The organism is Streptosporangium sp. CA-135522 (assembly GCF_050949235.1).
GTDB lineage: Bacteria > Actinomycetota > Actinomycetes > Streptosporangiales > Streptosporangiaceae > Streptosporangium.
The window spans coordinates 3,145,910-3,165,650 of sequence record NZ_CP192026.1; the positions used below are offsets into that span (position 1 = coordinate 3,145,910).

The 19,741-nt window shown below is 72.2% G+C and carries 16 protein-coding genes and 1 riboswitch; of the genes, 15 read left to right on the forward strand and 1 reads right to left on the reverse strand.

Annotated elements, in window-relative coordinates; genetic code table 11:
- The first annotated feature begins 44 nt into the window (after nt 1-44).
- The 15 genes from ACQPYK_RS14905 (at nt 45) to ACQPYK_RS14975 (ending at nt 18,035) form a co-directional block, all read left to right on the forward strand.
- Nucleotides 45-2,117 carry a primosomal protein N' gene (locus tag ACQPYK_RS14905; RefSeq protein ID WP_433255496.1) on the forward strand — a complete coding sequence of 691 codons (2,073 nt, stop codon included), beginning with the start codon at nt 45-47 and terminating at the stop codon, nt 2,115-2,117.
- A 49-nt stretch (nt 2,118-2,166) separates the two neighbouring features.
- On the forward strand, nt 2,167-3,810 hold the full coding sequence (locus tag ACQPYK_RS14910) for a hypothetical protein (protein WP_433255499.1): 1,644 nt from the start codon (nt 2,167-2,169) through the stop codon (nt 3,808-3,810).
- 39 nt (nt 3,811-3,849) lie between these two features.
- On the forward strand, nt 3,850-5,232 hold the full coding sequence (locus ACQPYK_RS14915) for a hypothetical protein (RefSeq protein ID WP_433255502.1): 1,383 nt from the start codon (nt 3,850-3,852) through the stop codon (nt 5,230-5,232).
- A gap of 232 nt (nt 5,233-5,464) precedes the next feature.
- Nucleotides 5,465-6,013, forward strand: a complete 549-nt coding sequence (gene def / locus ACQPYK_RS14920) for a peptide deformylase (RefSeq protein WP_433255505.1) — start codon at nt 5,465-5,467, stop codon at nt 6,011-6,013.
- Between the two features lie 4 nt (nt 6,014-6,017).
- The gene (gene fmt, locus ACQPYK_RS14925; protein WP_433255508.1) at nt 6,018-6,947 is read left to right on the forward strand and encodes a methionyl-tRNA formyltransferase; all 930 of its coding nucleotides are present in this window, start codon (nt 6,018-6,020) and stop codon (nt 6,945-6,947) included.
- Between the two features lie 5 nt (nt 6,948-6,952).
- Entirely contained in the window at nt 6,953-8,560 is a 1,608-nt protein-coding gene (locus tag ACQPYK_RS14930; RefSeq protein ID WP_433255511.1) for an RsmB/NOP family class I SAM-dependent RNA methyltransferase, read from the forward strand.
- 291 nt (nt 8,561-8,851) lie between these two features.
- Nucleotides 8,852-10,705 (forward strand): asparagine synthase (glutamine-hydrolyzing), encoded by a 1,854-nt coding sequence (gene asnB / locus ACQPYK_RS14935; protein ID WP_433255513.1) that lies wholly within the window; start codon nt 8,852-8,854, stop codon nt 10,703-10,705.
- Nucleotides 10,706-10,782: 77 nt separating this feature from the next.
- Nucleotides 10,783-11,439: a ribulose-phosphate 3-epimerase gene (rpe, locus tag ACQPYK_RS14940; RefSeq protein ID WP_433255516.1), complete on the forward strand. Its 657-nt coding sequence runs from the start codon at nt 10,783-10,785 to the stop codon at nt 11,437-11,439.
- A gap of 268 nt (nt 11,440-11,707) precedes the next feature.
- Nucleotides 11,708-12,535, forward strand: a complete 828-nt coding sequence (locus ACQPYK_RS14945; RefSeq protein WP_433255519.1) for an oxygenase MpaB family protein — start codon at nt 11,708-11,710, stop codon at nt 12,533-12,535.
- A 388-nt stretch (nt 12,536-12,923) separates the two neighbouring features.
- Nucleotides 12,924-13,054: riboswitch (FMN riboswitch) on the forward strand.
- Between the two features lie 103 nt (nt 13,055-13,157).
- Nucleotides 13,158-14,318: a bifunctional diaminohydroxyphosphoribosylaminopyrimidine deaminase/5-amino-6-(5-phosphoribosylamino)uracil reductase RibD gene (gene ribD / locus ACQPYK_RS14950; protein WP_433255522.1), complete on the forward strand. Its 1,161-nt coding sequence runs from the start codon at nt 13,158-13,160 to the stop codon at nt 14,316-14,318.
- Complete coding sequence (locus ACQPYK_RS14955; RefSeq protein WP_433255525.1) at nt 14,319-14,936, forward strand: riboflavin synthase; 618 nt, start codon at nt 14,319-14,321, stop codon at nt 14,934-14,936.
- On the forward strand, nt 14,923-15,585 hold the full coding sequence (locus ACQPYK_RS14960; RefSeq protein ID WP_433255527.1) for a nicotinamide mononucleotide transporter family protein: 663 nt from the start codon (nt 14,923-14,925) through the stop codon (nt 15,583-15,585). Before ACQPYK_RS14955 ends, ACQPYK_RS14960 begins: the two co-directional genes overlap by 14 nt.
- Nucleotides 15,582-16,796, forward strand: a complete 1,215-nt coding sequence (locus tag ACQPYK_RS14965; RefSeq protein ID WP_433255529.1) for a bifunctional 3,4-dihydroxy-2-butanone-4-phosphate synthase/GTP cyclohydrolase II — start codon at nt 15,582-15,584, stop codon at nt 16,794-16,796. The genes ACQPYK_RS14960 and ACQPYK_RS14965 overlap by 4 nt, the downstream gene beginning before the upstream one ends.
- 67 nt (nt 16,797-16,863) lie before the next feature.
- The gene (gene ribH, locus ACQPYK_RS14970; protein WP_433255531.1) at nt 16,864-17,334 is read left to right on the forward strand and encodes a 6,7-dimethyl-8-ribityllumazine synthase; all 471 of its coding nucleotides are present in this window, start codon (nt 16,864-16,866) and stop codon (nt 17,332-17,334) included.
- 242 nt (nt 17,335-17,576) lie between these two features.
- Nucleotides 17,577-18,035: a PH domain-containing protein gene (locus tag ACQPYK_RS14975; RefSeq protein WP_433255533.1), complete on the forward strand. Its 459-nt coding sequence runs from the start codon at nt 17,577-17,579 to the stop codon at nt 18,033-18,035.
- Nucleotides 18,036-18,454: 419 nt separating this feature from the next.
- Here the strand turns inward: ACQPYK_RS14975 and ACQPYK_RS14980 are convergent, their stop codons facing one another.
- Nucleotides 18,455-19,732, reverse strand: coding sequence for a HAMP domain-containing protein (locus tag ACQPYK_RS14980; protein WP_433255536.1), 1,278 nt, complete (start codon nt 19,730-19,732; stop codon nt 18,455-18,457).
- Nucleotides 19,733-19,741 lie beyond the last annotated feature (9 nt).

A 19,741-nucleotide genomic window follows, 5' to 3' on the forward strand; every position in this document is an offset into this window, starting at 1 on the left:
GGCCGGGCGCCTTGACCGCCCCCGGGATCTGGTAGGACAAGTGGGTGACCCACGCCAGCCCCTCACCGGACGACGGTGCCTTGCTGTCGCTCGACGCCGTCCGTGAGCGGCCCGCGCCCGTTGCCGCCAAGCCGGCCAAGGGGGTGCCGGAGCCCGCCGCCGCGCTGCCGATCGCACGGGTCGCCGTGGACACTCCGCTACCGCATCTGGACCGGCCCTTCGACTACGTCGTCCCGGCTCCGATGGACGCCGACGCGGTGCCGGGGTGCCGGGTCAGGGTCCGGTTCGCGGGAAAGCTCGTCGACGGTTTCCTGCTGGAGCGTTCTGACGCCAGCGAGCACGAGGGCAAGCTGGCCCGGCTGGAGAAGGTGGTCTCGCCCGAGCCGGTGCTCAGCCCTGAGATCGCCCTGCTGGCCCGCGCCGTGGCCGACCGGTACGCCGGAACCCTGGCCGACGTCCTGCGCCTGGCCGTTCCGCCCCGCCATGCCCGAGTGGAGGCCGAGGTCGTCCCCTCGCCCTCGCCCTCGCCGGAGTGGGACGCCGAGGGACACCATCCGGGCCCCTGGGCGGACTATCCGGACGGCGAGGCGTTCTTGGCGGCTCTCACCGACGGACGCTCGCCCCGCGCGGTGTGGACCGCGCTGCCCGGTACGGAGGACGGTCCGCAGTGGGCGAGGGCGGTCGCGGTGGCCGTACGGGAGACCCTCCGAAGCGGCAGGGGCGCGCTCGTGGTGCTTCCCGACGGCAAGGACGTCGCGCTGGCCGACGCGGCGCTGAGCGCCGTGCTGGGGTCCGGGACGCACGTGGCGCTCACCGCCGATCTCGGCCCCGCCGAGCGCTACCGCCGGTGGCTGCGAGTGTCCCGGGGGCAGACGCGCGCCGTCGTCGGCACCAGGGGGGCGGCGTTCGCACCGGTCAGGGATCTCGGGCTGGCGGTGATCTGGGACGACGGTGACGATCTGCACGCCGAGCGGCTCGCGCCGTACCCGCACGCCCGGGAGATCCTCGCGCTGCGCGCCCACCAGGGGCGCGCGGGCCTGCTCATCGGCGGCTACGCCCGTACCGCCGAGGCCACCCGGCTCGTCTTCACCGGCTGGGCCGGCGCCATCTCCGCCACCCGGGAGACGGTGCGGACCAGGGCACCGAAGGTCCGGCCGGCCGGTGAGGACTCCGAGCTCGCAAGGGACGAGGCGGCGCGGGCGGCCCGGCTGCCCAGCCTCGCCTGGCGGACGCTGCGGGCCGGCCTGGTGAGCGGCCCGGTGCTGGTGCAGGTCCCCCGGCGGGGTTACCTGCCCGCGCTGGCCTGCCAGAGTTGCCGGGCCCAGGCCCGTTGCGGGCACTGCAGCGGGCCGCTCGCGCTGCGCGGCGGCCACGCCGCCCCCTACTGCCGCTGGTGCGGCCGGATCGCGGGGCGGTGGCGCTGCTCGGCCTGCGGCGGCGTCCGGGTGCGGGCCCAGGTGATCGGCGCCCGCCGTACGGCGGAGGAACTGGGGCGCGCCTTTCCCTCGGTCCGGGTGAAGACTTCGGGCAAGGACGGTGTGCTCGCCACGGTGGGCGCCGCGCGCGCTCTGGTGGTGGCCACCCCGGGGGCCGAACCGGTGGCCGAGGGCGGTTACGCGGCGGCCGTGCTGCTGGACGGGTGGGCGATGCTCGGCCGGCCGGACCTGCGGGTCGCCGAGGAGACGCTGCGCCGGTGGATGAACGCCGCGGCGCTGCTGCGGCCCCAGGCCGAACTCGTCGTGCTGGCCGACTCCTCGGTGCCCGCCGTGCAGGCGTTGCTGCGCTGGGATCCCATCACCCATGCCGAACGGGAACTGGCCGACAGGACAGAACTAGGTTTCCCCCCGGCGGTAAGGATGGCCACGTTGACCGGTTCGCCCGCGGCGGTCAGGGAAATGCTCGGCGAGGTGGTGCTGCCGGACGGGGCGCAGGTCCTCGGGCCCGTCCCGATCGACTCGCCCAAGGGCGATCAGGTGCGCGAACGTGCCATGGTGCGGGTTCCGAGCGGGACGGGATCGGCACTGGCCGCCGCGCTGAAGGGGGCTGTCGGGGTGCGCTCGGCGCGCAAGGCTCCCGAGGTGGTCAGGGTATGCATTGACCCTCTCGATGTGATTTGAGTTGTTTCCCCGATTCGCGGTGCTGACAGTAAGCCGTTAATTTTCCCCTGTGTCGATCGAATGGGTAAACCGGGCCGTAGAGGATCTGCGTGCGTGGGGGCGCGCGCACGGCCTGGACGTTGACGTGGACGAGGTGCGGCTGCTCTGCGACTACGCGAGCGATTACTTGGACGTGAACGAGCTGGGTGATTTCACCCCGGTCACTTTCGAGGAGCTGCTGCTCAACATCTACCCGCGCAAGGTCATCGCCCCACCGGAAAGTGCCCCCGAGACCGTCGCGGCCGCCCGCACACTGGTCGACTTCCTGCTGGCGACCGAGGAGATCGGCGGGAAGATGGCCGCGCGCATGCGTGTCGTCCTGGACCGGATCGAGCCCGAGATGCCGATCGCGCTCGCCGACACCTCCAAATTCGGCATGGCCAAAAGCCTGTTCAGCGCGATGGGCGCCGACTCCCTGGAGCAGGGCGACGTCTCGGTGTCGGCGGCGGAGGAACCCGCCGCCGAGTCCTGCGACTGCCCTGGCTGCTCCCCCCTGCCCCCGGTACGGCTCGCACCCCGCGAGACGCTCGCCCGCAGCGTCCTGCGGGTGCCCCTGGTGACCGACGCCCGGCGGCTGGTGCAGTGGATGCTCGCCGGAGGCCGCAGGCCGACCGTCAAGGGACGCCTGCGGGTCCGTGACGCCGCCGAGGCGACCGCTCAGCTCGCGGTGGCCGACCCCGGCTTCCTGTGGGAGCTGGCGGTGCACACCGGCCTGGTCGAGGTCGAGGGAACGGCCATCTTCGACGGCGAGGACTTCGACCCGCTCGACACGTGGGCCGCGGTGCTGGAGTTCCTCGTGGAGAAGGAGACCGGCGGGGCCGTGACCGGCGACCGGTCCCTCGACGAGGAGCTCTACGGCCTGTGCGACATGCTCTACCGGCTGCAGGCGCCGGTTCCGATCCCCCTCGTCATGGAATACCTGGAGGAGATCGGCCTGCTCGACGAGGGGGAGGCGGACGTCGCCGAGGCCGTGCGCGGCCTGGCCTACTGCGGCGTCGCCGAGCAGAGCGAGGAGACTCTGGAGCTGACCGCGCTGGCAGTGTGGGGGCTGCGGGAGCACTACACCGACCTGGGCATCGAGGCGCCCGAGGCCGCCGATCTGACCGCCGCCGACGCGTCCGAGCTCATCGAGGGCCTGCTGTCCGGGATGCCCACCGAGCTGGCCGAGGCCGACATCGAGGGCTGGCTGCGCGGCAGGACGCCGCAGGAGGCCGCCACCGAGCTGCTGGGCGCCGCCTGCGGCGCGCCGTCGGTCGTCCGCGGCATCGCGGTGACGATCGTGGACCGGCTCGGCCCGGACGCCGAGCCCGCGGTCCGCCGATACCTCGACGAGGCCGAGCTGCGTCCGCACGCCGTCCACTGGCTCTCCGCCCGGGGCCTGGCCGCCCCGGCGCTCTCCCAGGAGGAGGTGCTGTGGATGAGCGTGGACATGCTCGCCCTGGCCATCTCCGCCGCCGAGGACGATCCGGAGACGTTCGCCGAGAACATGGCGGCCTCCGGGCCGCCGGCGCACGTGATCGAGGAGATGTGGCGGGTGGACCACCCCGAGGTCGTCGAGGTCCTGGAGTTGCTGGGCCGCTCCCTGAACGACCAGAACGTGGCCAAGGCCGCCCGTAAAGCCGCTTTCAAAGCACGCTCCCGCGCTATCGGCTAGCCGTACACCCGTGTGGCTCGAGTGCAGTAAGTTTCACGGGTGGCAAAGAGCGGGAACACCGGCAACGTCTTCGATCTCGGCGAACTGCGCAGGCTGGTCGACGAGCTGGGATCGGGGTCCCGTGAGGCGCGCGCGGCCGTGCTCGACGCGACCTCCGCGGACGACAAGGGCTGCGACTGCCCGGGTTGTGACAGCGAGGTGCTGAGCTTCCCGCCGGTCGTGCTGGCGGCCGACGAGGAGCTCGCCGACGCGGTGCTCCGGGTCCCGCTGGTGCTGGACGCCCAGCGGCTGGCGGTGTGGACCGGCACCCGGGTGGTGACTCCCGCGGGCCTGCTGCCCGATCCCTTCCTGCCCTGTGCCGAGCTCGGGGTGCCCAACCCGGCGCGGCTGCACCTGCTGTGGGTCGTCGCGGTCAACACCGGCATGCTGCGCATCTCCCGGGGCGTGGCGACGGCCGGCCCGCTGGCGCTCTCGGCCGAGCTGCCCCCCGCGGCGCTGCTGGAGTTCTGGGACGGCGTGGTCATGGACGTCCTGGACCGCGCGGACGAGAGCCTGACCGGCTCCTCGGTGGTGGACGACCACCTCGCCGAGATGCTCGCCACGATGTACGCCGTGAGCGACGGCCTGTCTCCCGCCACCCTGGTCAAGGGCATTCTGCAGTCGCACGAGGTGGCCTGCGAGGCCCGTCCCGCGGACATGCGGGCGCTGGCCGCCGCGCTCCCGGGTGAGCTGGAGGGCGCGCTGTCGCTGCTGAGCTACTGCGGGCTCGTCGAGCAGTCGGAGGCGGGTCGGCCCCGGCTGACCCCGCTGGGCATGTGGGCGGTCCGCCAGGATCTGCTGCGTGAGGGGCACGACGCCCCCACCGGGGCGGAGGTCGCCGTCTTCGCCGACCTGGGCGCCGCCGAGCTGGTCGATGCGATCATGAAGCGCTCCGCCGCTCCCAGCGCCGTCACCGTGTGGCTGGAGTCGCGCATTCCCGAGGCCGCCGCCCGGGAGCTGGTCAAGATCGCCGCATCCGGTACGGCCGGCCAGCGCGCCACCGTGGGCACGATCCTGGAGGAGCTCGGCCCCGAGGCCGAGGCCCCGCTGCGGGAGGCGCTCGCCGAGCCCGCCATGTGGCGCTACGCCGCCTCCTGGCTGCACATCCGCGACCTGCCGGCCCCGGCCCTGACACCCGCCGACAGCACCTGGATCGCGATCGACACGCTCGCCTCGCTGATCCACCTCGGCAACGCCCCCGAGGCGATGTGCGAGTTCGACATGCTCGAACCCGGCGAGGACCTGGTCCGCGTCGTGGAGGAGATGACCCTGGCGGACCACCCCGACACGATCGCCGTGCTCGACCTGCTGGGGGCCCACCACAGTGACGCGGCGGTCGCCAAGGCCGCGCGGAAGGCGGCCATGAAGGCCCGCTCGCGCTAGCCGGACGCGACGCGTGAGCCGGACGCGACGCGTGGGCCGGACGCCGCGTCCGTGATGTGCGCCGGATGCGGGGCGAGCGCCGCCCGGGAGGTGAGCGGAGGGAGCCGCGGACACGACGGGGAAGGCCGCCCGCGGTTCCCGGCGCGGACCGGCGCGGGAGCGGAAGATCCGAGGGGCACTCCCGGTGGCCCTTAGACTGTGGGCATCCCCGAAAAGCGTGAGGAGAGCCCTGTTGACCATTCAGTCGATCCGCCTTTTCGGCGACCCCGTGCTGCGCACACCTGCGGAGCCGGTGAAAGACTTCGACAAGGAGCTGCGCAGGCTCGTCAAGGATCTCACCGACACGATGATGGACGCCCCCGGGGCCGGTCTGGCCGCGCCGCAGATCGGGGTCGGCCTGCGGGTCTTCACCTATTACGTGGACGAGCAGCTCGGGCACCTGATCAACCCCAACCTCGACCTCTCCGACGACAAGGACGAGGAGGGCGAGGAGGGCTGCCTGTCCTTCCCCGGCCTGTCCTTCCCGACGCCCCGGGCGATCAGGGCCGTGGCCAGGGGATTCAACATGCACGGCGAGCCCGTCACGCTCGAGGGCACCGACCTGATGGCCCGCTGCTTCCAGCACGAGACCGACCACCTGGACGGGGTGCTGTTCATCGACCGGATGGATCCCAAGCAGCGCAAGCTCGCCATGAAGGAGATCCGCGAGGCCGAGTGGAGCGGGTTGTCGGCTCCCGCGTTCAAGTTCTCCCCGCACGCCACCCACGGAAAGGCCCTGTAGGGACGTGCGCCTGGTCTTCGCCGGAACCCCGGACACCGCCCTGCCCTCGCTGCGGGCCCTGCTCGACTCGCCGCGCCATGACGTCGTCGCCGTCGTCACCCGGCCGGACGCCCAGTCGGGCCGGGGCCGCAAGGTCCACCCGAGCCCCGTCGCCGAGCTGGCGGAGGAGGCGGGGATCGAGGTCCTCAGACCACGGAAGGCGGCAGACCCCGACTTCCTGGAGCGGCTGCGGCGGATCGACCCCGACTGCTGTCCGGTGGTGGCCTACGGGGCGCTCCTGCCGCAGGCCGCACTCGACATCCCGCATCAGGGCTGGGTCAACCTCCACTTCTCGCTGCTGCCCGCCTGGCGCGGTGCCGCCCCGGTGCAGCACGCCGTGCTCCACGGTGACCAGATCACCGGCGCGGCCACCTTCCGGATCGTCAAGGAGCTGGACGCCGGCCCGGTCTACGGCGTGGTCACCGAGGAGGTCCGGTCCGCCGACACCAGCGGCGACCTGCTCGCCCGGCTCGCCGAGTCCGGTGCCGGACTGCTGGTGGCGACCCTGGACGGGATCGAGGACGGCAAGCTGGAGGCCGTGCCCCAGCCCGCCGAGGGGGTGAGTCTCGCCCCGAAGATCAACGTTGACGACGCCAGGGTCGACTGGTCCGCGTCCGCCATGCGGGTGGACCGCCTCATCCGTGCCTGCACGCCCGCCCCGGGCGCGTGGACGGAGTTCCGCGGCCAGCGGGTCAAGCTCGGTCCGGTACGGCTCGCACCCGACGCCCCGAGCCTGGCGCCCGGGCGGATCGCGGCCACCAAGAACTCCGTCCTGGTCGGCACGGCCACCCACCCGGTCGAGCTGGGCGAGGTGCAGCCGCAGGGCAAGCGCCTGATGAGCGCGGGAGAGTGGGCCCGCGGCGTGCGGCCCGCAGACGAAGATCGGCTGGGCTAGGAATCATGAGCAATCGGGGGAACGGCGGGCACGCTCCGCGCGGTGGCGGCCGTGGTTCCGGCAATCATCCGCGCGGCGGCCAGGCGAGCCCGGGCGGGGGCAGGGGCGGCCGTCCGCCCCGGCCGGTCCGTGACGAGGCCCGTAACGCCGCCTACGACCTGCTGCGCGCCGTGGACGAACGCGACGCCTACGCCAACCTGCTGATGCCCACGCTGCTGCGCGAGCGCCGCCTGTCCGGGCGGGACGCGGGCCTGGCCACCGAGCTCGCCTACGGCACCCTGCGCGGTCTCGGCACCTATGACGAGGTCATCGCGGCCTGCAGCGACCGGGCTCCCGAGGATCTGGACCCGCCGCTGCTCGACGCCATCCGCCTGGGTGTGCACCAGTTGCTCAAGACCCGGGTCCCTCCGCACGCCGCGGTGGGCACGACCGTCGATCTGGTACGGCTGCGCGTGGGCGCCGGCGCGTCGAAGTACGCCAACGCCGTGTTGCGCAAGGTCGCCAACCGCTCCCTGGAGCAGTGGCTGCCGATCGTGGCCCCCGACCCCGGTGACGACCCGGTCGGCCATCTGGCCGTGGCGCACAGCCACCCCCGGTGGATCGTCACCGCGATGCGTGACGCGGTGGGCGGCGACTTCGACGAGACGGCCGCGCTGCTGGCCGCCGACAACGAGCGGCCCCGTGTCACCCTGGTCGCCCGGCCCGGACGCGCGTCGGTCGACGAGCTCGTCGCCTCCGGCGCCCAACCGGCCGCATACTCCCCCTACGCCGCCTATCTGCCCGAGGGCGACCCCGGCTCCATCAGAGCCGTGGCCGAGGCGCGCGCCGCCGTTCAGGACGAGGCCAGCCAACTCGTCGCCCTGGCGCTGACCCGCGTTCCGGTGGTCGGCGCCGACTCCCGCTGGCTCGATCTGTGCGCGGGCCCCGGCGGCAAGGCGGGCCTCCTCGACGCGATCGCCACCCACGGCGCCGGAGCGGATCCCCCGGCGGCGTCCGGCGAGCGCCCCGGCGCCCGCGACGGGGTCCGTGACGGGGCCGTGTCCCGTGAGGGCGCGGGGTCGTCCGCCGTCGCGGGGGAGCCCGGTGCGAGGGACGGAACTCCCGGCCCCGTCGAATTCCCCGGCGGGGCCAAACTCCTGGCCGCCGAGCTTCAGTATCACCGCGCCCGCCTGGTCCGGCAGACCACCCGCGAGGCCGTGGTCGTCACCGCCGACGGCACGGTTCCCGCCTGGCGCCCCGGGGTCTTCGACCGGGTCATGGTCGACGCCCCCTGCACCGGCCTGGGCGCCCTGCGCCGTCGCCCGGAGGCCCGCTGGCGCCGCGATCCCCGCAGTCTCCCGGATCTGGGCAGGCTCCAGCGCGAACTGCTCACCTCGGCCCTGGAGGCCGTACGCCCGGGGGGAGTCGTCGCCTACGTCACCTGCTCCCCCCACCTGGCGGAGACCGCCGCCGTGGTCGGCGACGTCCTGCGCCACCGCGACGACGTGCAGACCCTCGACGCCCGCGCCTATCTCCCCGAGGTGGAGGGTCTGGGCGAGGGCCCGCACGCCCAGTTCTGGCCGCACCGCCACGGCACCGACGGGATGTTCCTGGCCTTGCTGCGCCGCCGCTGAGCGATCGCCCGCCGCGCGCCGTATCGGTGTGGTGTTCGGGCGGGTGACCGGAAGGTGACCCGCTGGGCGCGCCGTACGAAAACGGCGTTCGGGTGGCCGGTCGCACGCCGACCGGCGCGTGTGACGGCGGAACTCGGCGTACCCACATGGACGCGGCGCTCGCCGCGGGTTTCAATGGCGTGAACGGCGTTTTACGGTGATGCCGACTGTCACGTCTCGTCCGGGCATGGGGATGTGCGGTCGGTCGTTCGACACGGGTAACGACCGCCGACGGGACGTGGGGTTGTCGAGATGTGTGGAATTTCCGGCTGGGTGGACTTCGATCGCGATCTCGGTCGGTCACGGGACGCCGCGCAGGCCATGACCGACACGATGGCCTGCCGGGGGCCGGACGACGAGGGCGTGTGGCTCGACCGGCACGCCGCGCTGGGGCATCGCCGGCTCGCCGTCATCGACATCGAGGGTGGGTGTCAGCCGATGGTCGCCGAGGAGCATGGGCGGCCGCTCGCCGTCCTCACCTACAGCGGCGAGGTCTACAACTTCCGCGAGCTGCGCGCCGAGCTGGACGCGCGCGGCCACCGCTTCCGTACCCAGAGTGACACCGAGGTCGTACTACGGGCCTACCTCGAATGGGGCGAGGACCTCGCCACCCGGCTGAACGGCATGTTCGCCTTCGCGATCTGGGACGTCCGCCGGGAGGAGCTGCTGCTCGTCCGCGATCGGATGGGCGTCAAGCCGTTGTATTACCACCCGACCCCGGCGGGCGTGCTGTTCGGTTCCGAGCCCAAGGCGATCCTCGCCAACCCGCTCGCCGGGCGGGCCGTCGTCGGCGCCGACGAACTGTGCGAGCTGTTGTCCCTCATCAAGACGCCGGAGCACGGCATCTACCGCGGGATGTACGAGGTGCGTCCCGGCCAGCTCGTCCGGGTGGGCCGGCGGGGTCTGCGCCGGCGCCGCTACTGGGAGCTCGAATCGCGCGAGCACGCCGACGACCTCGACACCACCGTCCGGACGGTGCGCGGGCTGCTGGACGACATCGTCGATCGCCAGCTCATCGCCGACGTGCCGTTGTGCAGCCTGCTGTCCGGCGGTCTCGACTCCAGCACCATCACGGCGCTCGCCGCGAAGGCTCTGCGGGAGCACGGGGCGGGCAGAATCCGGTCGTTCGCCGTCGACTTCGCCGGATACAGCGAGAACTTCGAGCCCGACGAGATGCGCGACACCCCCGACGCCCCCTACGTCCACGACGTCGTGCGGCACATCGCCCCCGACCACACCGACATCGTCCTGGACTCGGCCGATCTCATCGATCCGGTCGTGCGCGCCGCGGTTCTGCGGGCGCGCGACCTGCCGACCGGCGTCGGCGACATGGACGCCTCCCTCTATCTGCTGTTCCAGGCCATCCGCGGCCACTCCACGGTGGCGCTGTCCGGAGAGTCCGCCGACGAGGTCTTCGGCGGCTACCGGTGGTTCCACGAACCCGAGACGGTCGGCGCCGACACCTTCCCCTGGCTGGCGGCGCCGGGGGTCGAGCGGTACGGCGGCCTGACGGCGCTCCTCGACGAGTCCCTGCTGCGCAAACTCGACCTGCCCGCCTACCGCGCCGAGGGCTACCGGCAGGCGCTGGCCGAGGTGCCCCGGCTGCCGGGTGAGAGCGGCCTGGAGAAGCGGATGCGGGAGATCAGCTATCTGCATCTCACCCGGTTCGTGCAGATCCTCCTCGATCGCAAGGACCGCATGAGCATGGCGGTCGGACTCGAGGTCCGGGTGCCGTTCTGCGACCACCGGCTGGTGGACTACGTCTTCAACGCGCCCTGGTCGATGAAGACCTTCGACGGGCGGGAGAAGAGCCTGTTGCGCGCCGCCTCGGCCGACGTCCTGCCGCGTTCGGTCCTGGAGCGCCGCAAGAGCCCCTATCCCTCGACGCAGGACCCCTCTTACGGGCAGGCCGTCCGTGCGGAGGCGGCGCGCCTGCTGGAGCGCCGCGACATCGCCGCCGCGCCGCTGATCGACCCGGAGAAGGTGCGGACCGTGCTCGACGCGCCCGCGGATCCCGGCGGCCCCGCGGGGGCCCGGTCCTCGCTGGAGAGGCTCCTGCAGCTCAACGCCTGGCTCGAGGAGTACGGCGTCCAGATCGACCTGTGACCCGCCGGGGCGTCCGCACGACGCAACGGTCCGCCGGTGACGGGTGGCCGGAGGCGGCGCAATAGACTCGCCGCATCATGGCCGTACAGATCTCACCCAGCATCCTGTCCGCCGACTTCGCCCGCCTCGCCGAGGCGGCCGCGGCGGTGCCCAACGCCGACTGGCTGCACGTGGACGTCATGGATAACCACTTCGTGCCCAATCTAACGCTCGGTCTGCCGGTCGTCGAGTCCCTGCTCAAAGCCACCTCGACGCCGCTCGACTGCCACCTCATGATCGAGGATCCGGACCGCTGGGCCCCGGCCTACGCCGAGGCCGGAGCGGGCAGCGTGACCATTCACGCAGAGGCGTCCAAGGCCCCGATCCGCACCCTGCGCCAGCTCCGGGCCGCCGGGGCCCGCGCCGGTCTGGCGCTGAACCCGGCCACCCAGATCGAGCCGTACGAAGACCTGCTCGGCGAGATCGACATGCTGTTGCTGATGACCGTCGAGCCCGGGTTCGGCGGTCAGAAGTTCCTCGACGTGGTGCTGCCCAAGATCCGCCGGGCCCGCACACTGATCGACAAGCATGGGGGCCAGATCTGGCTGCAGGTGGACGGCGGGGTCTCGGACCGGACCATCGAGCGCTGCGCCGAGGCGGGGGCCGACGTCTTCGTGGCCGGCAACGCCGTCTACGGCGCCGATGACCCGGCCCGCGCGGTGGACGACCTGCGGGCCCTGGCGACCAAGGCTTGATCCTCCGTCGGTTGTGACCCGCGAGGCCCTGCCCGCCCCTCCGCGGGCAGGGATCGCCACGCCCGGCCCCGAACGGTCCCCGCGGAAGGGGAGTCGCGGTCGGTGTCCCGCGTCCGAAAGGCACCCGCGAGTACGGCCGGCAGCGCCGTCGGCGCGGTGAGCCCGTGCCCCCCGCTTCCGCCCCCGAGCGGTTCCGGTGATGTCATGGTCGTGATACGTGTCATCGCGGACGAATAGGGTAATCAGTCACTTACAAGGGAGGTGGCCCGTGGATCACGGACTGTTCGGGCCCGGCTCGGTGACCTGGCGGGTGATGGGGGAGCCGATCCTGTTGGTCGGGGGATTCCGGGCGCTGCTCATGCAGGGGCTGCACCCTCGGGCGATGCGCGGGGTGGCGCAGAACTCCGCGCTCATGGACCCGTCCGAGGCATGGTCGCGCTTCCTGCGCACCACCGAGTTCGTCCGTGTCCGCACCTACGGCACGACCGACGAGGTGGCCGACGCCGGCGCCCGGGTCAGGAAGATCCACTCACGCCTCACCGCGCTCGATCCCGACACCGGAGAGCGGTTCCGTCTCGACGATCCCGGCGCGCTGCTGTGGGTCCACGTCGGTGAGGTCGATTCCTACCTGTCGGTCGCCCGGCGGGCCGGGGTGCGCCTGACCGACGAGGAGGCCGACCGGTTCGTCGCGGAGTGGCGGCGTGCCGCCGAGGTCGTCGGCCTGCGCCCGGACGACGTCCCCGGTTCGGTCGGGGAGATGCGCGACTACATCCAGGGCTGTCGCCCAGGGCTTTACTTCGTCCCAGAGGTTCCACATCCGCTTCGCCAATCTCTCAGCCAGTCTCTCGGTGCGCCGCTTCCGCCCTACCTGCTGCCGCTCAAGCCGGTCATCCCGATGCTCACCGTCCTGGCATTCGCGACCCTGCCACGCTGGGCCCGCAGGCTGTACGGCCTGCCCGCCACGCCGCTCGGCGACCTGTGGGCGACGGCCACGTTGAAGGGCCTGCATGCCGGCATCGGCCTGGTGCCCGCTCCGGTCAGGTACGCCCCGGACGCCCGTAGGGCGCGGCGCGTGACGGCCGAGCGGGCCGCCTGACCCGTCCGGTGCCCGACGTGTGCGGCCCCTCCTCGCCGGCGTGCGCATGCGCGCCGGGTCCACGCCGGCGAGGAGGGGTCGTGCGGGTCTTCCCCCTCGATTGAAGGGGGTGGCGAGGTCCCGGCCAAGGGTTTCGGGTGGTCCGAACAGTCCCGCACGGCCTCGAACGGCATCGAGCGCCCCGGGCGGAAATACACCGGAACCGCACGGGAATCGCGCCGGAGCCTGCACCGGAACCGCCGCCGCTTGCCGTCCCGGCCGGTGGATCATCTTTTTAAACAAGCGCTCGCTTGGTTAGTGCGATACAGGGGTGTTCCTTCCGTTGTCGGGCATGGCACACTGATGTATGGGAAACGAGCCCGCAAGGGTGAGGGACCCACCAAGCAAGCAGCGTGCTCCGGGGTCGGTGAAAGTCCGAACCGGCGGTTACAGTCCGCGACCCGGTCGAAGCCATCGACCGGTTGACCTGGTGAAATTCCAGGACCGACGGTTAAAGTCCGGATGGGAGGAAGCGCGCGAGCGGAGAGTGTCTTCGGGCACCCTCCGCTGATGAGGTGTATACACCTGTGATCCCCCGGGGCCCGCCGTGGCAGTTGAAGCTACTGGCGAGTAGGAGACCCCGGTGACCGATCAGGCGCACATGCGCAGGGCGATCGAGCTCGCCGCGCACGGGCGCGGCACCACCAGCCCCAACCCCATCGTCGGATGCGTCGTCCTCGACGCCTCCGGACAGGTCGCGGGGGAGGGCTTCCACGCCTACGCCGGCGGTCCGCACGCCGAGGTGGTCGCGCTGCGCGCCGCCGGAGAGCGAGCCAGGGGCGGCACCGCGTACGTCACCCTCGAACCCTGCGACCACACCGGTCGCACCGGCCCCTGCGCGCTCGCACTGCTGGAAGCCGGGATCGCCCGCGTCGTCGTCGCGGTGAACGACCCCAACCCCATGGCGGCCGGCGGCGCCGACCGGCTCAGGCGGCACGGTGTCGTGGTCGAGACCGGCGTGCTCGCCGAAGAGGCCGAGCGCGGCAACACCGAGTGGCTGACCTCCGTCCGGCTCGGCCGGCCGCACGTCACCTGGAAGTACGCCGCGACGCTGGACGGCCGCTCGGCCGCCGCCGACGGCACCAGTCAGTGGATCACCTCGCCCGAGTCCCGCGCGGACGTGCACCGCCTGCGTGCCGAGGCCGACGCGATCGTCGCCGGCATCGGCACGGTCCTCGCCGACGACCCCCGCCTCACCGCCCGTCGCCCGCCGGGGGACGAAACCCCCGCCGCCGGGGGTCCCGGCCTCTCCCCCGGCGGCGCCCGCCCGCACGGGGACGGCGTCGCGGCGGCCAGGCCGCCACTGCGCGTGGTCGTCGACAGCGACGCCCGCACCCCCCTCACCGCCCGCGTCCTGGACAGCCGGGCGCCGACGCTGGTGGCGGTCGCCGACGACGCCGCGGCGCAACCGCTGGCGGACGCGGCCGAGGTGGTACGGCTGGCACGGCGGCGGCCGTACGGGATCGACCTGGCGGGACTGCTGGCCGAGCTGCACCGCCGCCAGATCGTCAGCGTGTTGCTGGAAGGCGGGCCGACCCTCGCGGGTTCCTTCCTGAAGGAGGGTCTGATCGACCGGGTCGTCGGCTACCTCGCCCCGGCATTGCTGGGGGCGGGAGCCGCCGCGCTCGGTCCGGCGGGCGTCGCCACGATCGCCGAGACCCACCGCCTGGAGTTCGAGGATGTCACCCCCACCGGTCCGGACCTGCGTCTGACCGCCCGGCCGGTACCCCTGAAGGAGCTGTGAATGTTCACCGGAATCGTTGAGGAACTAGGCGAGATCGCTGCGATCGAGCCGTTGAGGGACGCCGCCCGGATGTCGATCCGGGGCAAGGTCGTCACCGCCGACGCCGGTCACGGCGACTCGATCGCCGTCAACGGCGTCTGCCTGACCGTGGTGGAGGTGGACGGGGAGGTGTTCACCGCCGATGTGATGAAGGAGACCCTGGACCGAAGCTGCCTGGGGGCGCTGCGGCCCGGCTCCCGGGTCAACCTGGAGCGCGCGGTCCGCGCCGACCAGCGGCTGGGCGGCCACATCGTGCAGGGCCACGTGGACGGGACCGGTGTGCTGCTGACGCGCGAGCCCGACGAGCACTGGGAGGTCGTCAGGATCTCGCTGCCGGCCGAGCTGAACCGCTACGTGGTGGAGAAGGGCTCGATCGCGGTGGACGGCATCAGCCTGACCGTGGTCAGCGTGGAGGGCGAAGGGTTCGCCGTCAGCCTGATCCCGACCACCCTGCAGCTCACCACCCTCGGCGCCAAGCAGCCCGGCGACCCGGTGAACCTCGAAGTCGACATCATCGCCAAGCACGTGGAGAAGCTCGTGGGCGCCTACGGTCTCGGAGCGCCTCGTGAACTGGGCTGAAGCGGGATTCGAGGTTTTCGGGACCAAGGTCCTGTGGACCGACCTGGTCGGAAACGTGGCCGCCCTGTCCACCGTGCTGCTGGCCATCCGCAAATCGGTCTGGACCTGGCCGGTGCAGCTCGTCGGTTCGGTGCTGCTGTTCATCACCTATGCCAACGCGCACATCACGGGCAACGCGCTCAAGCAGGTCATGTTCGGCGCCCTGGCCGTCTACGGCTGGTGGCGCTGGCAGCGCGGCATGCAGGACGGCCGGGAACTGCCCGTGCGCCCCGCGACGAGCCCCGAACGGCTCGCGCTGGTCGGGATCATGCTCGCGGGCACCGCGGCGGTCGCCGTGCTCTTCTTCGTCACCAAGCTCTCCTGGGGCGCGCTCGTCCCGCCGCCCAAGGGTTACTTCCTGGTCCTGGCCGACGCCTACATCTTCGTCGGCAGCGCGGTCGCCACCTGGGCCCAGGGCCGGGCGCTGGTCGACTTCTGGCTGATCTGGATCGCGGTGGACCTGGTCGGCGTGCCGCTGGCCTTCAGTTCGGGACTGGTCGTCTCCGGGGCGGTGTACGGGGTGTTCTTCGTGCTCGTCCTGGTCGGATTCTTCAACTGGCTAAAGGAGTACCGGTCGAGGACCGTGCTCGTTCCCAAGGAGGCGATGTGATCAAGCTGGACCCGATCGAGAGGGCGATCGCCGATATCCGTGACGGCAAGCCCGTCGTGGTCGTCGATGACGAGAACCGTGAGAACGAGGGCGACATCATTTTCGCCGCGGCGAAGGCCACGCCGGAGCTGCTGGCCTTCACCATCCGGCACACCAGCGGCGTGATCTGCGTGTCGATGCGTGGCGAGGACCTCGACCGGCTCGGCCTGCCGTTGATGGTGCAGGACAACAAGGAACGGCTTCGCACCGCCTACACCGTCAGCGTGGACGCCCGCGACGGGGTGAGCACCGGCATCTCGGCGTCGGACCGGGCCAAGACCATCCGCACCCTGTGCGACTCGGCCACCGAGCCGTTCGAGCTGGTACGGCCCGGTCACGTCTTCCCGCTGCGCTATCGCGAGGGCGGTGTGCTGGTCCGGCGCGGTCACACCGAGGCGGCCGTGGACCTGGCCAGGCTCGCCGGGCTGAGGCCGGCCGGCGCGCTCGCCGAGGTCGTCAACGACGACGGGACCATGAAGAGGCTTCCGCAGCTGCGAGAGTTCTGCGACGAGCACGACCTGGCGCTGGTCTCGATCGAGCAGCTGGTGGAGTTCCGGCGGCGCAGCGAGCGGATGGTGACCCGGGTCGCCGAGACGCGCCTGCCGAACAGGTACGGGATGTGGCGTGCCTACGGCTACGCCAGCGCGCTGGACGGCGGCGAGCACGTGGCCCTGGTCTACGGCGACATCGAGGACGGGGAGAACATCCTGGTCCGGGCGCACTCCGAATGCCTGACCGGTGACGTGCTCGGGTCGTTGCGATGCGACTGCGGGGTGCAGCTCGACCACGCGATGGCGGAGATCGCCGCCGAGGGCCGGGGAGTGGTCGTCTACCTGCGCGGTCACGAGGGGCGTGGGATCGGCCTGATGGCCAAGCTCAAGGCGTACAGCCTGCAGGACGACGGCCGGGACACCGTGGACGCGAATCTGGAGCTCGGGCTGCCGGTGGACGCCCGGGAGTTCTCCAACGCCGCGCAGATCCTCGCCGACCTCGGCATCAAGTCGGTCCGGCTGCTGACCAACAACCCGGCCAAGCTGCGGGGCATGGACGGCTACGGTGTCAAGGTGCTCGGCCGCGAGCCGATGCCGGTGGCGATGAACCCCTACAACAAGAGCTATCTGACGGCCAAGCGCGAGCGCCTCGGCCACGACATCCAGGAGGAAAGGGCATGATCGAGCGGGGCAGTGGGCCCGGTGCGCCCGCGAAGGCGCACGCGGAGCCGCTGCAGGAGGTGTTCGCGTGAGCGGCACCGGACGACCGGCGGCCTCGGCCGTCGAGGCCGCGGGGCTGGCGGTCGGAATCGTGGCCGCCCGCTGGCACGAGAAGATCACCGATCAGCTGGTGGCCCGCGCCGTACAGGCCAGCCAGGACAGCGGCGCCACCGCGACCGTGGTGCGCGTGGCCGGGACCCTGGAGATCCCGGTCGTGGCCCAGGCCCTGGCCAGGCGATGTGACGCGGTCGTCGCCCTGGGAGCCGTGATCCGTGGGGAGACCGCCCACTTCGACTATGTCTGCGACTCGGTGACCTCGGGTCTGACCCGGATCTCCCTCGACGAGGAGACACCGGTCGGCAACGGCGTGCTGACCTGCGACTCGCTCGACCAGGCCGTCGACCGCTCCGGGTTGCCGGGCAGCCACGAGGACAAGGGCTACGAGGCCACGGTGGCGGCCCTGGAGACCGCCCTGCTGCTGAGAGACCTGCGGCCCTAGCCGGCGGGCTCCGGCCGGGACCGCGCCGGCCGATGGGGCCGGTCGATGGGGCCGGCCGGTGGGGGCCGACCGGCGGCCCCCACCGGTGCGGTGTTACGCCTGTGGCGGGCATGGGCGGGAGGTCCCCCAGCCCCTCCTGCGGAGTCGGGGGCCGGTGGGGCGGTGCGGTAAATTTCATTGGCAGTGTGTCAGCGGTCACGCCGTTATGACCGGTGGTTTTCCCGAAGGATCGTGATCTTCCAGTGAGCCCCGAGAGCGTCTCTCCGCCCGAGCTGCCCGTTGTGTGGCGGCCGAAGAAGGGCCGGATCGTGGCGTACGGCTTCGCTGCGCTGATCATGCTGGGCGCGCTGTCGCTGGCGATCTACCTGCCGGCGCCGTTCACCCTGGCAGACAAGATCGCCATGGTCGTGCTGGGGGTCATGATCGCCGGAGTGCTGCATCTGCTGGGGCGCTGCCGGGTGGAGGCGGACGAGCGCGGCATCACGGTGGTCAACCCGCTGCGGGTGCACCGCTACGAATGGCCGGAGGTGCTGGGGGTCACCCTGGCCCAGAGCGAGCCCTGGGCGAAGATCGACTTCGCGGACGGGGCGACCATCGGGGCCGTGGGGCTGCAGGGGTCGGAGAAGGACCGGACCGTGCGGCAGGTGCGCGAGTTGTCCGCGCTCATCCGGGAGCGCGGCGAGGCGGAGGAGACCCGCTAGCCCCGCCGGACCGCCACGACGCCGGGGCGCCGGCACGACCGATGCCCCCCGCCCGGAAGGAGCGGAGGGCACGGCCCCATGCGACATGATCTCGAATGATCGACAGGTTCCGTTCTCGTCACCGTGGTCGTTCTTCCTCCTGACCGCTGACCGCTGACCGTCGGCGTTTCGGCTGCCACCTCTTCGCGCCGACGGGCCCCTTTCCGGGCCCCGTTCGCCGGCGCGGAGAGTTTCCGCGAGGCGGCCGCGTCATCGTCATCGGCCGACTCGATCTCGGGCCGACGGGATCTTGCCTGCCGGTGCCTTCCCACGGCTTTCGGCGTCCCCCGGCCGATCGGGATGTCCGGAGATTCCACGATGACCTCTCAAGGGTGCCAGCGCGGCGGATAGCGAAACACTGCGACGTTCCTAACGAATCGTTAAGACAGGGCCGGACCGAGCTCAAGGACGATCTCTGCTCCGCCGGACGGTGACGGCCCGGTCCTCAGCCGGCCGCCGGAGCCCTCCGCCGTACGGCGGGCGATGTCGAGGCCCAGGCCGGTGGACGACCTGCCGCTCGTCCCGCGGTCGACCGGCACCGGATGCGAGAACCCGGGGCCCTCGTCGGTGATCGTCAGGAGGGCGCCGCCTCCCGGCCGCGGCACCAGCTCGACGGTGAAGGGCGTGCCGTCGGGAGTGTTGGCGAACACGTTCTCCAGCAGCAGGTCGGCGCAGGCCGCCAGATCCTGGGCGCCGACCCGGACGGGGAGCGGGCCACCGGGAAGCCGCAGCCGTACCGGCCGGTCCTGATCCTCGGCGAGCGCCGACCAGAAGGTGACCCGTTCGGTGATCACCTCGGTGGCGTCGCAGCGCGCCACGCCGGTGTGGCCGAACCGGCGAGCCTCCCTTATCACCTCGGTGACCATGCGCTCAAGAGTGTCGACGGCCTCTCCCACCCGCGTGGCCTCGTCCCTGTCGCGCAGGGTCTCGGCTTCCAGCCGCAGCGCGGTGACGGGGGTGCGCAGCTGATGCGACAGGTCGGCGACAGCCTCGCGCTCGCGGGCGAGCAGCTCGCGGATGCGCGTGGCCAGATGGTTGAGGGCGGCGCCGACGTCGCGGATCTCCGGGGGCCCCGCCGGATCCACCCTCGCCTCCAGTTCGCCGCGGGCCAGCCGGCGGGAGACGCCGGCGACCTGCCTGACCGGCTGGATCAGGGAGCGGGCGAGCCTGTCGGCGACGACGATGCCGACCATCAGCAACGCCAGCCCGATCAGGCCGAGCACCAGCCAGGCCTTCCCGACCCCCTGCCGTAGCCGCCCGGTGCTCACGAAGGTGCGGATGACGGAGGTGCCGCCGGTCCGGCCCTGGACGGCCACGAGGATCTCCCGGCCGTTCGGGGTCTCCATGGTGATGCTGCGCCCGCGCGAGGCCAGCTCCACGGCGGGATCCCAGGCGGCCGGGGCGCCGAGGGAGGTGCGGTCCGGCAGGAAGACCGTGATCGGGGTCTCGGTGGCCGCGTTGACCTGCCGCAGCGTGGCGCCCAGGCTCTCGCGGTCACCGAGGGCGACCACGGCGGCCAGCGACTGCGCCGCGGCGGTGGCGCCGGCCGTGGCCCGCTCGGCGGCCACCGTGCTCACCAGCATCGCCAGCGGCACGAGGAACGCCACCAGGACCAGCGAGGTGGTCGCCACGGCGAGCAGGGCCAGACGCCTTCTCATCGGCGCGCT